Raw genomic sequence first — 13914 nt, 5'->3', positions numbered from 1 at the left:
GATCGGACCCCTTCGACGCTATGGCCGGGCCGATCCGATCGACCTGCACCTGCGCGCTCGACCCGCGTACGCCCGAGGTAGCGCTCGGCCCGCCGGCCGTACGACCCGGGTCGTACGGCGGGTCATCGGCCGGGCGTGACCAAGCCGCTCTCGTACGCCAGCACGACCGCCTGGACCCGGTCGCGCAGGTGCAGCTTCGCCAGGATCCGCCCGACGTGGGTCTTCACGGTGGCCTCGGCCACGTGCACCTTGGCGGCGATCTCGGCGTTGGACAGGCCCTGCGCGACCAGCAGCAGCACCTCCCGCTCGCGCTCGGTGAGCTGGGCCAGCCGGGGGTCGGCGGTCGGGCCGGCGCCGAGCTGACCGGCGAAGCGGTCCAGCAGCCGCCGCGTGATCGACGGGGCGACCACCGAGTCGCCGCGCGCCACCACCCGGATCGCGTCCAGCAGCTCCTCCGGAGGGACGTTCTTGAGCAGGAAGCCGCTGGCGCCGGCCTGGAGCGCGGCGAACGCGTCCGCCTCGGTGTCGAAGGTGGTCAGCACCAGCACCCGGGGCGGCCCCGACGGCCGGTCGGCGCAGAGTCGGCGGGTCGCCTCCACCCCGTCCATGGTGGGCATCCGGATGTCCATCACGACGACGTCGGCCTCGGTGCGGGCCAGCACCCGCAGGGCGTCCGCGCCGTCGATCGCCTCCCCGACCACCTCCAGGTCGGGCTGGGAGCCCAGCACCATCCGGAACCCGGCGCGCACCAGCGCCTGGTCGTCCACGATCACCACCCGGACCGTCATGCCGCGATCACCTCCGTTGCCGGGCCTGACGGTAGCGGTAGCCGGGCCTCGACCTGCCAGCCCCCGGCCGGCCGGGGGCCGGCGGTGAGGCTGCCGTCGTACACCGTCACCCGCTCGCGCATGCCGAGCAGACCGTGACCGCCGGACGGCGCCGGGCTGACCACCGGGCGGCCGCGACCGTCGTCGACGGCCCGGACCACGACGGCGTCGGCGGTGTACGACAGGCTCAGGTCGACGCCGGCGCCGACGCCGCCGTGTTTGAGCGCGTTGGTCAGCGCCTCCTGCACCACCCGGTAGACGGTCAGCTCCAACCCCGGCGGCAGGACCAGGGCGTCGCCGGTGACCGTGTGCCGGATGCGCAGCCCGGCGTCGCCGAAGCGGGCCAGCAGGTCGGGCAGGTCGGCCAGGGCCAGCCGGCGGTGCTCCGGGTCGGCGGCCATCACCGAACCACCCACGCCGGTCGGGCCCGCGTCGCGCAGGACGCCGACCAGCCGGCGCATCTCCTCCAGTGCCTGCCGGCCGGTGTCCGCGACCACCTTCACGGCGGTGCGGGCCTGGGCGGGATCACGGTCGAGCATGAACCGGGCGCCGTCCGCCTGGACGATCATCACCGCCATGCTGTGGGCGACCACGTCGTGCAGCTCCCGGGCGATCCGGGTGCGCTCCTCGGCGACCGCGGCCCGGGACTCGGCCTCCCGCTCGCGTTCCAGGGTCGTGGCCCGCTCCTCCAGGCTGAGCACGTAGAGCCGGCGGGTCCGCACGTTCAGCGCGACCAGCCAGACCGCGCCGGTGACCAGCGCGTACCAGAGCGCGGTCATCCACCAGGCGATGACGCCCGAGGTCTGCGCGGCGGCGAGGAGCACGCCCACGGCGGCGACCGCGCCGGCCAGCACGCCGTCGCGCAGGCGTTCGCCGTACTTCACGACGCTGTAGAGCGCGATGAGAACGGCGACGTCGAAGGCGAGCGGACCCCACTGGGCGATCACCTGGACCAGGGCGAGCGCCGCCACGACGACGGTCACCGCGCCCGGGTGGGTGCGGCGGAACAGCAGCGCCACCGCCATGCCCACGCCGACGCCGGTGGCGGCCCAACCGCCGGGCTGGGCCACCGCCGAGGCGAAGCCGACGAACGCCACCACGGCGGAGACGGCCACGTCGAAGGCGACGCCGCGCAGGGGGCGGCCGAACAGCGTGCGTCTCACGGTCACCCAGCGTACGTGTCGTGGCTGGTGGCGGCCGGCCGGCCGCCGGTCAGGGCGGGGTCAGCTCGCGCAGGCGGGCGATCTCGATGGCCTGCTCGGTGGCGAGTGAGGTGGCCAGCTCGTTGAGGGTCGCATCGACGCCGACCGACAGCAGGTCGGTGGCCATGGTGACGGCGCCCTGGTGGTGGTCGGTCATCATCGTGATGAAGAGCCGGTCGAACTCGACGCCCCGGGCGGCGGTCAGCCGCTTCATCGCCTCGGGTGACTGCATTCCCCGCATGCCGGCATGGTCGTGGCCGGGCGCCGTCTCGGGCAGCCCGCGGGTGGCGAGCCAGCCGCGCAGGACCTTGATCTCCGGGCCCTGGCCGGCGCGGATCCGGTCGGCGTAGGCGCGGATCCGGGGGTCGGCCGCCCGATCCTGGGCCAGCGTGCTCATCTCCAGCGCCTGCTCGTGGTGCGGGATCATCATCTGGACGAAGACGGTGTCCAGGCCGTTGTGCCGGGGCGGGCTGTCGTCGCGCAGCTCCTGGGCGGACCGGGCGACCGCCGGCTCGCCGGGGCGGCCCGGCACGAGCACCGGCGGGGGCGGCGGGCCGGTCGGGCTGGCCGTCGTCGCAGCGGGTGAGGTCGCGCCGGCCGTGGCCGGACGGCCCGGGTCGCCGGTGGCGCGGACAGCCAGCACCGCCAGCACCACAATGATGGCCGCCGTTATGACGACGGCCAGTAACCGAGCACGTCGGACGGTCATGCCACACCCCCTCAGGTCGAGGTCGCAGCGATCCTATCCATTGACGAGTGGGCAAATATGTGACCGGGGTCACATTGATGATCTCCGAAGCTCGGTAAGGTACCGACAACGTCATCCCCCCTTTCGAAGGGCGCCGCCGATGATCAAGTTGGCCACCGCACGGCTCCGACAACTCCGCATCGTCAGCCTGGCCGCAACGGGCCTGCTGCTGACCGGCGTCGCCGTGGCGACGCCGAGCAGCGCCCAGGAGGCCGCGCCAGCGGCGGCACCACAGGCCGCCGCCAGCGACATCCCCGGCGTGGACGAGATCCGCAGCAGCCCGAACCTGCGGCAGATCGCCAACCTGCCGAAGCAGGCGCCGTTCGACACGACAGCCGCGCTCAACAGCGACATGGCGTTCCAGGGCAAGTACGCTTTCGCCGGCAACTACAACGGGTTCGTCGTCTACGACATCTCCCGGCCCAGCGCGCCCAAGATCACCGCGCAGGTGTCCTGCCCGGGCTCGCAGAACGACATCTCCGTCTACGGTGACCTGCTCTTCGTCTCCACCGACTCGTCGCGCAGTGACGACTCGTGCGCGAGCGTCGCCCAGCCCGCCTCCGTGAAGGAGTCGTGGGAGGGCATCAAGGTCTTCGACATCAGTGACAAGGCCAACCCGCGCTACATCAAGTCCGTGGAGACCGCCTGCGGGTCGCACACCCACACGCTGGTGCCGGGCAAGGATCGCAAGAACGTCTACCTGTACGTCTCGTCGTACAGCCCGCGGGCCGAGTTCCCCGACTGCCAGCCGCCGCACGACTCCATCTCCATCATCAAGGTGCCGGTGAAGAAGCCGACCCAGGCGGCCGTCATCTCGACGCCGAACCTCTTCCCGGACGGCGGTTTCCCGGGCAGCGAGACCGGCTCGGCGACCACCGGCTGCCACGACATCACCGCGTACCCGTCGAAGGACATCGCCGCCGGCGCCTGTATGGGTGACGGCGTCCTGCTCGACATCAAGAACCGCGAAGCGCCCCGGGTGATCACCCAGGTCCGCGACACGGTCAACTTCGCCTTCTGGCACTCGGCGACCTTCAACAACGCCGGCACCAAGGTCGTGTTCACCGACGAGCTGGGCGGCGGCGGGGCGGCCACCTGCAACGAGACCGTCGGCCCCAACCGCGGAGCGGACGCCATCTACGACATCACCGGCCGCGGTGACGCTCGGACGCTGGCGTTCCGCAGCTACTACAAGATCCCCCGGACGAACGCCGATACCGAGAACTGCGTGGCGCACAACGGCTCGCTGATCCCGGTGCTCGGGCGGGACATCATGGTGCAGGCGTGGTACCAGGGCGGCATCTCCGTCTGGGACTTCACCGATTCGCGCCACCCCAAGGAGATCGCGTACTGGGAGCGGGGCCCGCTGTCCGACACGCAGGCCATCACCGGCGGCGCCTGGTCGACGTACTACTACAACGGCAACATCTACTCCAACGACATCCAGAAGGGCCTGGACGTCCTGGAGCTGAACGACTGGCGGACCTGGACGGCCAACCTGACCCGGTTCCAGGAGCTGAACGTGCAGACCCAGCCCGGTTACCTCAGCTGGTAGGCACCGCGCGCGACGCCGGGCCCGGCCCCCCGATCTTCGGGGGCCGGGCCCGGCGCTGTCCGGGCGACGGCCTGCTGATCGGCACCAACGTCAGCTCGCTGCCCGCCCCCTGGGCGTCGCTGGCCGCCCTGCTGTGGTTCGAGCGGTGCCGGGCGGCCGACGTGGCCGTGCCGTTGACCCGGTTCGTGCTGACGAGCACCCTGCTCGCGGCCACCGGCACCCTCGCCGCAGTCGGCGCGCTGCTCCTGGTCGGCTGACCGGAGCAGCTCCGGGGCCCCGGATACGCAAGTGTCCGCAATTGGTCATCAAGCTGCTGACCTGCGGGAATGTGGTATACCAGAGATAGCGAAATGTCAATATAAACGAGTCCATTTCGGAATTCTTCCCTCGCAGCACCCGGTCACCCTCCGGGCTCTGCGGCGTGCCCATCGACGTGCCCGCCACTGTTCCCCAGCCCGATGCCTCACCCACCCCCGAGAGGTAGGTTCAATGTCATCTTCATCCCGTCTCCGCGCACTGGCGGGCTCGGCGCTCGCCGGCCTGCTGGTCGCGACGGCGCTCACGGTGCCAGGCGCCGCCGCAGCACGCGCCCCCGACCTGACCGCCGCGCCGGCGCAGGCCGCCGTACCGCGGGCCCCGGCCCAACGTCTGGAGCCCTCCGGACCAAAAGCAGCGCCGGCCAAGCTTCGCCCGCCATCCGCTCCCGCCGCACCCAAGGCGGCCCGCAAGGGCACGAAGGCGGTGGTCACCTGGAAGGCGCCAGCGGCCAACGGCAGCCCGATCACCGGCTACGTGGTCACGCACTACCGTAACGGCACGAAGGCCAAGTCCACGTCCGTCGACGCCTCCACGACCAACGCCACGCTGAAGCTGACGTCGGCGAAGGACACCTGGACCTTCACCGTGGCGGCCCGCAACGCCGCCGGCGCGGGCCCGGCCAGTAAGCGCTCGGCCCCGCCGAGGCTGCTCGCCCTGCCCGACCCGCCGAGCATCATCGCGGCCACCGCCGACGTCACGACCGCGGTGGTCAGTTGGCGTCCGCCCGTCTCCGACGGCGGCTCGCCGATCACCAACTACATCATCTTTCCGTACATCGGCGGGGTGAAGCAGCCGTCGCAGACGGTGCTGGCCACGCCGCTGACCGCCACCGTCGGCGGCCTCACCGCCGGTCTCACCTACACCTTCAGAGTCGCCGCGCTGACCGGCCAGGGGCTCGGGCCGGAATCGGCGCCGTCACACCCGGTCACCCCGAACGACTCGCCGTGGGTGTTCTGGACCGGCGCCTCCGCCGAGGTCGGCGTGGCCTACAGCCAGAACGTCGGCGTCTCCCGGGGCCATGCCCCGTGGACGTTCTCCATCACCTACGGGGCCCTGCCACCCGGGCTGACCCTCAACCCGAACAACGGCAACATCGGCGGCATCCCGACCACGGCCGGCAGCTTCGCCTTCGTGGTACGGGTCGTCGGCAGCACCGCAGAGATCGGCAGCCGGCTGATCACCATCCCGGTCACCCCGGCCCCGAACATCGTCATCACCTCCATCCCGCTGGCCGAGATCAATGCGCCGATCTCGCTGCGGCCCGCCGTGGTCGGCGGGGTGGCCCCGTACACCTGGTCGATCGCTGCCGGCATCCTGCCACCCGGACTGACCCTCAACCCGAACACCGGCGAGATCAGCGGTGTGCCCACCGTGGTCGGCACCTTCGGCCTCGACCTGCGGGTGACCGACAGCGCCGGGCTCACCGACGTCCAGCAGATCCGCCTCGTGGTGCAGCCGGAGACGGTGGTCTCCGTGACCGTCAACGCCGCTTCGGTCAACTTCGACAGCCCGACCACCCTCACCGCCGAACTCGGCCCCGGCGAGGTCGGCGGCACGGTGACCATCTTCGACCGGCAAAGCACCGGAGTCACCGCCAACCTCGGCACCCAGACCGTCGGGGGCAACCGGGCGAGCTTCACCCTGAAGCTGCCGGCGTTCGGCCTCAACCAGTTGTTCGTGGTCTACAACTCCACCATCACCAACTCCGTGGCCACCTCCAACACCGTGCCGGTGCAGGTCAACGGCGTGCCCGGCCAGTTGCTCATCGACCAGTTCCGGCAGTCCGGCCTGGCCAACACGCCCACCCAGTACGACCAGTACGTGGTGCTCTACAACAACACCTCGATCCCGATGCAGTTGCCCGGGATCAAGGTGGAGGCCCCCGGCGGCGTGTCCATCGTGATCCCGAACACCGAGACCACCATCAGTCCCCGGAACGGCTACCTGATCGGCAGCGCGAGGTACAACATCTCCTTCCCCACCATCCCGGCGGACCTGCTGGTGCCCACCCTCGGGCCGGTGCCGAACACCGGCCCGACCGGCCTGCGGCTGCGGGTGCCCGACGCCGCCAACACCATCACCGACGCGGCCGGCAGCCTGCCGGCCTGGTCCACCGGCACCCCGTTGGGGACGTTCACCAGCCCGCCGACGGTCCGCAGCGCCTGGGTACGGCTGCGGGTCTTCGGCACACCGCAGAACACCTTCAACAACCAGACCGACTTCCGGTTGGTGGCGACCACCCTCGGCCCGATCAACGGGGTGCCGTCCGCTCTCGGCTCACCGTCGCCGCTGCGCCAGTTCGGGCCGTTCGAACAGAGCAGCATCCTCCAGACCACCCTGCTCGACCCGAGCAAGGCGGCCGACCAGGCGCCGAACCAGCAGGTCGTCCCGGCCACCCCGACCAGCGCGAAGCGGCTGATCGTCCGGCGGGGCATCACCAACCGGGGGGTCACGCCGGCCACCCTGGTGCGGCTGCGGATCTCCACGCTCAGCCAGGCCAACGGCGCTCCCATCCCGGGCGGGCCGAACCCGCCCAACCCGGCGGAACTGCGGTTGGCCAACCCGGACACCACCACCTCCACGTTCACCGTCGGCGGGCAGCAGGTGACGGTGCAGAACCTCCGGATGGACACACCGGCGGAGGACCCGCCGGGCGGCGGGCTCTCCACCACGCTCACCGTGCCGCTGCCGATCGGCGGCCTTGTCCCCGGGCAGACCGCCTCAATCTCCCTCAGCTTCGAGGTGGACAAGGGCGGCAGGTTCTGGGCTGGCTGGGACGTCGAGGCCATCGGCGGCGGACCGGTCATCCCGCCGACCCTCACCGCGACGACGGCGGTCACCTCGGCCAAGGAGAAGGCGGCCAAGAAGGCCGGACAGCGGGCGGCGAAGAGCCGCAAGCTGACCAACGTACAGGGCAGCCTGCGCTGAGCCACTGATCCGTCCGAGCCGGACCAGGCGCCGGGTGGGGGCCACACCCCACCCGGCGCCGTCCGCGCGCCCCTGAGCCGCACCAGGAGACACATGCCAGCCAGATCCGCGTACGGGCTGCACATCCGGGGTCTCGACGAGGTCGCCGAGCTGCCCGCCACGACGTACCCGCCAGCGGGAAGCCGCCCGGTGACCGTGTGCCAACGCCACATCGCGCCGCCGCCACGGGTGCCGTTGAACGGCGACCGGATGGTTCGGCAGCTCACCGACGGTCGTACCCTCGCACTGGACCGGGCCACCGGCGACGCCACCTTCTACGGGCCGCCGCTCGCCGCCGACGTGCTCGCCCACCCCTACCTCGCTCCGGTGGCCGTCGTCGTCAACCGCTGGGCCGGGCGGGAGACCTTCCACGCCGGGGCGTTCGTCCACACCGGACGGGCGTGGGTGGTGCTCGGTGCTCGTACCGCCGGCAAGAGCACGCTGCTCGCGGCGCTCGCCGACCGGGAGGTGCCGGTGCTGGCCGACGACATCGTGGTCTGCGACGGCGACGAGGTGCTCGCCGGGCCGCGCTGCGTCGACCTGCGGGAACCGGTCCCCGGCCTCGGGTTGCCCACCCGGGAGGTCCGCGACGCGACCCGGCTGCGGGTCACCCTGCCCGCCATCGCGCCCCGACTGCCGCTCGGCGGTTGGATCTTCCTGCGCTGGGGCGACGGGCTCGCGCTGACGCCGATCGGCCCGGCCGAGTTGCTGGCCCGCCTCGCCGCCCGGCGCTCCCTGCCCGAGTTGCCCTCCGATTCGGCCGCGCTACTCACGCTGGCCGGCCGGCCCGGATACGACCTGACCCGTCCGCGGGACTGGGCGGCCCTCGACGCCACCCACCGACTCCTCGACAGCACGCTCACCCCCGCCGGGGCGCTGCGGTGACCGCTACCCCCGGCCTCGCCCTGCGCTGCCTCGCCCTCGACGCCCTGGCCGTGGCCACCAGCGACGCGCTGCGCCACCACGGCGTCGACAGCATGCTGCTCAAGGGTGCCGGCCTGGCCCGCCGGCTCGACACCGACCGGCTCTACGCCGACGTGGACCTGCTCGTCGCGCCGGACACCGTCACCGCCGCGCAGGACGCCCTGCTCGCCGCCGGCTACCGGCCGAAACTGCCCCCCGACCTGTACGACGTCGGGGCGTACTGGCACGAGCAGCCCTGGCACGCCCCCGGGCCACTGCCGCTGACCATGGAACTGCACCGCGGCTTCGCCGGGGTCGGCGACTACGACGAGCTGTGGCGGTCGCTTCGCGCTGGGGCGCAGCACCTCGACCTGGCCGGCGGGCACGTCCTCGTGCCCGACGCCGTCGGCGCCGCCCTGATCGCCGCCCTGCATGCCGCCAGTCCCCACGGCTTCGGCAAGCCCGCCCGGGACCTGGCCCGCGCCCTTGAGGTGCTGCCCCCGGATGCCTGGGAGGCGGCCGGTCGGCTCGCCGTGGCCTGCGACGCCGTGCCGGCGTTCACGGTCGGGCTCGGGGTGCTACCGGCCGGCGTGGCCGTCGCGACCCGGCTCGGCCTGTCGTCCACGCACGGCCCGTCGTCGGCATGGCTCGCCGCCCGCCTGTCCAGCCCCACCGCCGTCGGCCTGGCGCACCTGGCGGAACTGTCCGGGCCGGGGCACCGCCTGCGAGCACTGTCCCGGCTGGTGCTGCCGTTGCCGGTGCACCTGCGCCTGCTCGACGCGGGGGCACACCACGGCCGGTGGGGCCTGCTGTGGGCGTACGCCCGGCGGATCGGCCGGCACGTCGGGCGGCTGCCCCGGGTGCTGCGGGAACTGCGGACCGCGCGGCGGCGGCATCATGCCTGATTCGGTACGCGCGCTGCGCGCCCTGGCCCGGGTGATTCGTCGGCACGGGCCGCTCGGCCTGGCCGTGGTGGCGTGGACGCTGCTGGCCTGCCGGCGCGTACGCCGCCAACTCGCCCGAGGCGGGCTCGACGCCGTACACCTTCCCGCGCCCCCGCCCGGCGGCACCGACACCCTGGTCCGGCGCGCGTTGGGCCGGGGCGGTGGCAACTGCCTGGAGAGCGCGCTGGTGCGGCAACGCTGGTTCGCCCGGCAGCGGGTGGCGCGGACCGTGGTGATCGGGGTCAGCGCGCCGGGGGTCGGGTTCCACGCCCACGCCTGGCTGGACGGCGACCCGGACCCGCACCGGCACGAGCTGGCGGAGATCCTGTGCCGCCCGGTCCCACGCTCCTGGCTGCCCTGACCACGGCCGCGGGTCGGACCGCGCCGCCCGTTGCGTTGAGCGCGCAGCTCGGCGGGCGTCAGAGGCGTTCGAGCAGGTCGGCGGCCTCCAGCTCGGCGAGGAAGGCGCGGACGTCGGCGGCGGCCCGGTCCCGGCCGATCGGTGCCTGCCCGGCCAGCACCTCGGACAGTTCGTCGGCGGTGGCGCCGGCCAGCAGGTGCGGCCACAGCAGCGCGGCCGAGCGGTCCAGTGCGAAGTAGACCGACTGCCGGGTGTCCAGCAGCACGGTCTCGTCGCCGGCCGACCGCCAGGCGACCCGGTCGGCCAGCACTCGATAGACGGGCGCGGTATCGGTGGTCACCTCGGCACCTCCAGGGTGGTTTGTCTCCTCGGAGCCGACCGGTCGGCCAGCCACACCTGCTGCACGAGCGCCGCCGTCCGCGGGTTGATCGGCCAGCCCGACCATTCCCGGCGCAGCGCCGCCACGTCCACCAGCGACTCGTCGACCCCGCCGCCGTCCCAGGCGCGCACCACCTCGCGGGTCGGCGCCCGGAAGAACACCTCATCGAAGGTGGCCTTACGGCGGGGCGCGATGATCAGCGGCGGCAGGGCGGCATCGGTGATCGCGGCGAGCAACTCCCGCCGGGACGGTGCGCGCAGCCCGCCGTGGTGGGCGGCCAGGGCGGCGGCGAACCCGTCGTCCAGCAGCGGCGTCACCGCCAGCACGGCGTGGTCGGCGGCGACCGCGGCCAAACTCGCCCGGGTCATCGTCAGGTCTCGGCGGCGCAGGTGCCAGGCGATCCGCCCAGCCAGCCGGTGCGGCTCGGCGCGCTGCTCGACGCGGAACGCGCGGCTCATCTGCCGGGCCACCTCCGGGCGCAGCCAGGGGAACGGGTCCGGCTTCCGATGCCGCCACCGGGCCCGCAGCCGGCCGAGCCGGGCCCGCACCGAGCCGGGACGCCGCCGCCAACCGGCCAGGATCTGGTCACCGCCGACCCCGGTGAGCAGCGCACCGCCCCGGGCCAGCTCGACGATCGGCAGGTGCAGGTGCCGGTTGGGCGGGTGCACCTGCCCGTACCGGCTCAGCAGCCGGTGGGCGACGGGCCCGACCAGATCCAGGTCGTCGCCGGCCTGGAGGATCTGCCACTGTGCGGCCAGCCCCAACTCGGCGATCACCCGATCCTGCCAGGGCGACTCCTCGGCGCGGGGCGCGTCGGTGAACCGCCAGGTGACCGGCACCGGGTCCGGCAGCCCTTCCCGCCGCGCCACCCGGGCGGCGATCGCCAACACCAGCGAGGAGTCCACCCCGCCGGAGAAGCTGACCAGGCAGGGCGGTCGGCGCAGCGCCGGCAGCACCGCCTGCTCCAGGGCCACCAGCGGCGTCGGCGCCGGGCCGGACGGGGTGGCCGGTGTCGACGCGGCGGGGTCCAGGCCCAGCACGATGCCGCACGCCACATCGCGGTCGGTGGGACGCAGCGGTACGAGGTCAGTCACGGGTGAGCACCCCTCTGCGCCGGGCGAACCACAGCGCGCGGTCGAACATCCAGGCGGACAACGGCAGCAGTACGGCGGCGATACCGGCGAGCGCCCACGCCGCCCCCGCCCAGTCGCCCCCGGTGAGCGCGTGCCGCAGGCCGTCCAGCGCCATCCGGGTGGGCAGCACCGCGCACACCGGGTGCAGGATGTCGGGCAGCGCCGAGATCGGGAAGTACGTGCCGGACAGGAACGACAGGGCCACCACCAGCAGCCGGGCCAATGGGTCGCCGCGACCGACCGCGACCGCGAACCCCATCAGCACCACCCCGAACGGCAGCGCGCACAGCGCCCCGAGGACCAGCACGACCACCACCCCGAGCCAGTAGGCATCGCCGACGTGCAGACCGAAGAACCCGGCCAGCAGGCCCAGATACACCCCGGCGCGCAGCAGCGCGAAGGCGAACGGGTGACCGACCAGCCCAAGCGCGAGCGCCCAGCCGGGCACGGGTTGCGCGGCCAGCAACTCCAGCATTCCGTCCCGCTGCTCGGCTGTCACCCGGGCGACCACCTGCACGGTCGCGGCCTGGATCACCAGCAGGAACACGATGCCCACCGCGACGAAGTCGAAGTAGCTGGACGAACGGGCGAAGTCGCTGGTCGGGGACAGCATGAGCACCCGGGACACGAACAGGAAAACCAGCAGGTTGAGCAGCCCGAACCCAAGGTCCAGCAGGAACGACAGCCGCAGCCCACGACGCTCGGCCAGGTCCCGGCGCAGCAGCGCCAGCACGGCACGACCGCCGGCCCGCCAGGTCGGTGGTGCGTCGGGGACCGCGCTGGCGCGACCGGGCTCCGTGGTGCCGGTCGGTCGGGGCGCCCGTCCTGCCCCGAGGGCGTCGGCGGAGCGCAGGTCGCTGCTCATCGACGTACCGGCATGGCGAGCGTGCGGTCGCACCGGGCGCGATCCTCATCCAGGTGCGAGGCGAGTACGCAGGTCAGGCCCGGACGGCGATCCAGCGCGGCCCAGAACAGCGCCCGAGCCGCGGCGTCCAGGGACCGCCCGGGCTCGTCGAGCAGCAGGAGCGGCGGGGCGCCGAGCAGCGCGCGGGCGACGCTGATCCGGGCCCGCATCCCGGCGGAACACCGCTGGGCGGGCAGTCGGGCGTAATCGGAGATGCCCAACTCCTCCTCGACCTCCGCCACCGCTGCGGCAGCCTTCCGGCGGGGCAGCCGCATCCGGGCCACCAGCATCAGGTTGTCGTGCCCGGAGAGCCGGCCGCTGAGGGTCTGCTCGGGCGCGAAAGCGACGCCGACCAAAAGGCGGGCCGCCGGTGTGCCGGCCGGCCACCCGGCGATGGTCGCCCGGCCGGTGCTCAAGGCGAGGGTGCCGGCCAGACAGCGCAACAGGGTCGTCTTGCCGGCACCATTGCCGCCGGTCAGCAACAGCCGGGTGCCGGGCGCAGCCTCCAGGTCGAGCCCCGAGAAGACCCGGCGCCGCCCGAAGGCCCGCCCGGCACCGTCGAGTCGCAGCATGGCGAGGATGAGTGGTCGACCGGGACGGTCAGATCGAGCCCTCGACGCCGGACTGGCCGTCGGCGTCCGTGACTCCGGGGAAACCGCCCTGGGTCAGCTCGGCCAGCGTGCCCAGCCGGCGCAGCTGCGGCGGCTGGTAGCCCTGTGAAGCCTCGTTCGGGGAAAGGGAAACAGGACTAACATTCATTAAATGCCCCCCAATGTACGGAATACGATATAGATACCGTAGCACCATCATTTGGGGACAGGACGTATCTACGCGGAGCGGACGTGTTCGGGCCGACGCAGCCGTCAACGACGGGCCGGGAGCGCTGCTGGCCAACGCGGTGAACAACCTGCCGGCGTACCTGGCCGGCGAGTCGGTGCTGCCGACCGCCGACCACACTCGCCTACTGGCCCTGCTGATCGCCACGAACGTCGGCCCGCTTGCCGCGCCGTGGGCGTCGCTGGCCACCCTGCTGTGGTTCGAACGGTGCCGGGCGGCAGGTGTGGCGGTGCCGGTGGAGGCGGTTCGTGCTGACCAGCACCCTGCTCGCCGTCGTCGGCACGCTCGCGGCGGTCGGCGCGCTGCTGCTGGTCAGCTGACTGCGGTCAACCGGCGGCCCGCTCCACCACGAACATGAAGCAGCCGTAGACCACGTTGCGGCTGTGCAGCTGGTGCACCTGCGGGTCGGCGAACAGTTCTGCGATCACCGCCTCCGGGTCCGTGCCGTCGTGCAGCCGGCCGCCGCAGATCCGTCCCTGCCGGTCGTACGCCCGCAGGACCTGGGGGCGTCCGCGCCAGGCCGGCGGGTGGCCGCCGCCGTGGTCCGGGCCGGGGCACGCGGCGGCGTGCGCGAAGACCGGGCCGATCTCCCGGTACGGGACGGCGGCGATCGGCGGGGCGTAGCCGAACAGCAGCAGCGCCTCCCCCTCCTCGGCGTCGCGTAGGCAACAGCGCAACGGCTCCCCGCCACCGGCCCGGCGCCCCTCGACGCGATGGCCCGCGGCGTCGCGGCCGGTCCGACGGACGAGGTCCAGCGCCGCGGCCGGCACGGCATGGACGCGGAAGGTGTCGGTGATCGTCATGCGTCCAGCCTGCCCCGGTGCCGGTGCGGATGC

Annotated in this window: 14 protein-coding genes; 5 read left to right on the top strand and 9 right to left on the bottom strand. The window is 73.1% G+C overall.

Annotated elements, in window-relative coordinates; all coding sequences use genetic code 11:
• Window positions 1–122: 122 nt before the first annotated feature.
• The 3 genes from OG505_RS09475 to OG505_RS09465 are packed head-to-tail and all read right to left on the bottom strand — an operon-like array spanning window position 123 to window position 2738.
• Window positions 123–788, bottom strand: coding sequence for a response regulator (locus tag OG505_RS09475; RefSeq protein WP_405432600.1), 666 nt, complete (start codon window positions 786–788; stop codon window positions 123–125).
• Complete coding sequence (locus OG505_RS09470; protein ID WP_405432598.1) at window positions 785–1996, bottom strand: sensor histidine kinase; 1212 nt, start codon at window positions 1994–1996, stop codon at window positions 785–787. Before OG505_RS09470 ends, OG505_RS09475 begins: the two co-directional genes overlap by 4 nt.
• A gap of 43 nt (window positions 1997–2039) precedes the next feature.
• Window positions 2040–2738 carry a DUF305 domain-containing protein gene (locus OG505_RS09465; RefSeq protein ID WP_405432596.1) on the bottom strand — a complete coding sequence of 233 codons (699 nt, stop codon included), beginning with the start codon at window positions 2736–2738 and terminating at the stop codon, window positions 2040–2042.
• Between the two features lie 139 nt (window positions 2739–2877).
• On the opposite strand from OG505_RS09465, the gene OG505_RS09460 reads away from it, so the two are divergent.
• The 5 genes from OG505_RS09460 (at window position 2878) to OG505_RS09440 (ending at window position 9825) form a co-directional block, all read left to right on the top strand.
• Complete coding sequence (locus OG505_RS09460) at window positions 2878–4332, top strand: LVIVD repeat-containing protein (protein ID WP_405432595.1); 1455 nt, start codon at window positions 2878–2880, stop codon at window positions 4330–4332.
• A 489-nt stretch (window positions 4333–4821) separates the two neighbouring features.
• Window positions 4822–7578, top strand: coding sequence for a fibronectin type III domain-containing protein (locus OG505_RS09455; protein ID WP_405432593.1), 2757 nt, complete (start codon window positions 4822–4824; stop codon window positions 7576–7578).
• Window positions 7579–7671: 93 nt separating this feature from the next.
• Window positions 7672–8502, top strand: a complete 831-nt coding sequence (locus OG505_RS09450; protein WP_405432591.1) for a hypothetical protein — start codon at window positions 7672–7674, stop codon at window positions 8500–8502.
• Window positions 8499–9425 carry a nucleotidyltransferase family protein gene (locus OG505_RS09445; RefSeq protein ID WP_405432589.1) on the top strand — a complete coding sequence of 309 codons (927 nt, stop codon included), beginning with the start codon at window positions 8499–8501 and terminating at the stop codon, window positions 9423–9425. The genes OG505_RS09450 and OG505_RS09445 overlap by 4 nt, the downstream gene beginning before the upstream one ends.
• Window positions 9418–9825: a lasso peptide biosynthesis protein gene (locus tag OG505_RS09440; protein ID WP_405432587.1), complete on the top strand. Its 408-nt coding sequence runs from the start codon at window positions 9418–9420 to the stop codon at window positions 9823–9825. Before OG505_RS09445 ends, OG505_RS09440 begins: the two co-directional genes overlap by 8 nt.
• Before the next feature lie 58 nt (window positions 9826–9883).
• Here OG505_RS09440 and OG505_RS09435 read toward each other — a convergent pair whose 3' ends face one another.
• From OG505_RS09435 to OG505_RS09410, 6 genes are all read right to left on the bottom strand, one after another.
• Window positions 9884–10165: a PqqD family protein gene (locus OG505_RS09435; protein WP_405432586.1), complete on the bottom strand. Its 282-nt coding sequence runs from the start codon at window positions 10163–10165 to the stop codon at window positions 9884–9886.
• Window positions 10162–11298, bottom strand: coding sequence for an asparagine synthase-related protein (locus tag OG505_RS09430; RefSeq protein ID WP_405432585.1), 1137 nt, complete (start codon window positions 11296–11298; stop codon window positions 10162–10164). Before OG505_RS09430 ends, OG505_RS09435 begins: the two co-directional genes overlap by 4 nt.
• Window positions 11291–12202, bottom strand: a complete 912-nt coding sequence (locus tag OG505_RS09425) for an ABC transporter permease (RefSeq protein WP_405432583.1) — start codon at window positions 12200–12202, stop codon at window positions 11291–11293. The genes OG505_RS09430 and OG505_RS09425 overlap by 8 nt, the downstream gene beginning before the upstream one ends.
• Window positions 12199–12813, bottom strand: a complete 615-nt coding sequence (locus OG505_RS09420; RefSeq protein WP_405432582.1) for an ATP-binding cassette domain-containing protein — start codon at window positions 12811–12813, stop codon at window positions 12199–12201. Before OG505_RS09420 ends, OG505_RS09425 begins: the two co-directional genes overlap by 4 nt.
• A 28-nt stretch (window positions 12814–12841) precedes the next feature.
• A complete protein-coding gene (locus tag OG505_RS09415) occupies window positions 12842–13000 on the bottom strand; it encodes a lasso RiPP family leader peptide-containing protein (protein ID WP_405432580.1) in 159 nt (52 codons plus the stop codon).
• 404 nt (window positions 13001–13404) lie between these two features.
• A complete protein-coding gene (locus tag OG505_RS09410) occupies window positions 13405–13881 on the bottom strand; it encodes a DUF1203 domain-containing protein (RefSeq protein ID WP_405432578.1) in 477 nt (158 codons plus the stop codon).
• Window positions 13882–13914: the final 33 nt, after the last annotated feature.

Source organism: Micromonospora sp. NBC_00617, from assembly GCF_045161355.1.
Lineage (GTDB): Bacteria > Actinomycetota > Actinomycetes > Mycobacteriales > Micromonosporaceae > Micromonospora.
Note: the sequence above shows the minus strand (reverse complement) of the source record. Positions and strands in the feature narration are given on the sequence as shown.

Bases quoted from the DNA above. Each gene is read 5' to 3' on its own strand.
- OG505_RS09475 (WP_405432600.1), bottom strand. From the start codon at position 788: ATGACGGTCCGGGTGGTGATCGTGGACGACCAGGCGCTGGTGCGCGCC.
- OG505_RS09465 (WP_405432596.1), bottom strand. From the start codon at position 2,738: ATGACCGTCCGACGTGCTCGGTTACTGGCCGTCGTCATAACGGCGGCC.
- OG505_RS09460 (WP_405432595.1), top strand. From the start codon at position 2,878: ATGATCAAGTTGGCCACCGCACGGCTCCGACAACTCCGCATCGTCAGC.
- OG505_RS09455 (WP_405432593.1), top strand. From the start codon at position 4,822: ATGTCATCTTCATCCCGTCTCCGCGCACTGGCGGGCTCGGCGCTCGCC.
- OG505_RS09450 (WP_405432591.1), top strand. From the start codon at position 7,672: ATGCCAGCCAGATCCGCGTACGGGCTGCACATCCGGGGTCTCGACGAG.
- OG505_RS09440 (WP_405432587.1), top strand. From the start codon at position 9,418: ATGCCTGATTCGGTACGCGCGCTGCGCGCCCTGGCCCGGGTGATTCGT.
- OG505_RS09425 (WP_405432583.1), bottom strand. From the start codon at position 12,202: ATGAGCAGCGACCTGCGCTCCGCCGACGCCCTCGGGGCAGGACGGGCG.
- OG505_RS09420 (WP_405432582.1), bottom strand. From the start codon at position 12,813: ATGCTGCGACTCGACGGTGCCGGGCGGGCCTTCGGGCGGCGCCGGGTC.
- OG505_RS09415 (WP_405432580.1), bottom strand. From the start codon at position 13,000: ATGAATGTTAGTCCTGTTTCCCTTTCCCCGAACGAGGCTTCACAGGGC.
- OG505_RS09410 (WP_405432578.1), bottom strand. From the start codon at position 13,881: ATGACGATCACCGACACCTTCCGCGTCCATGCCGTGCCGGCCGCGGCG.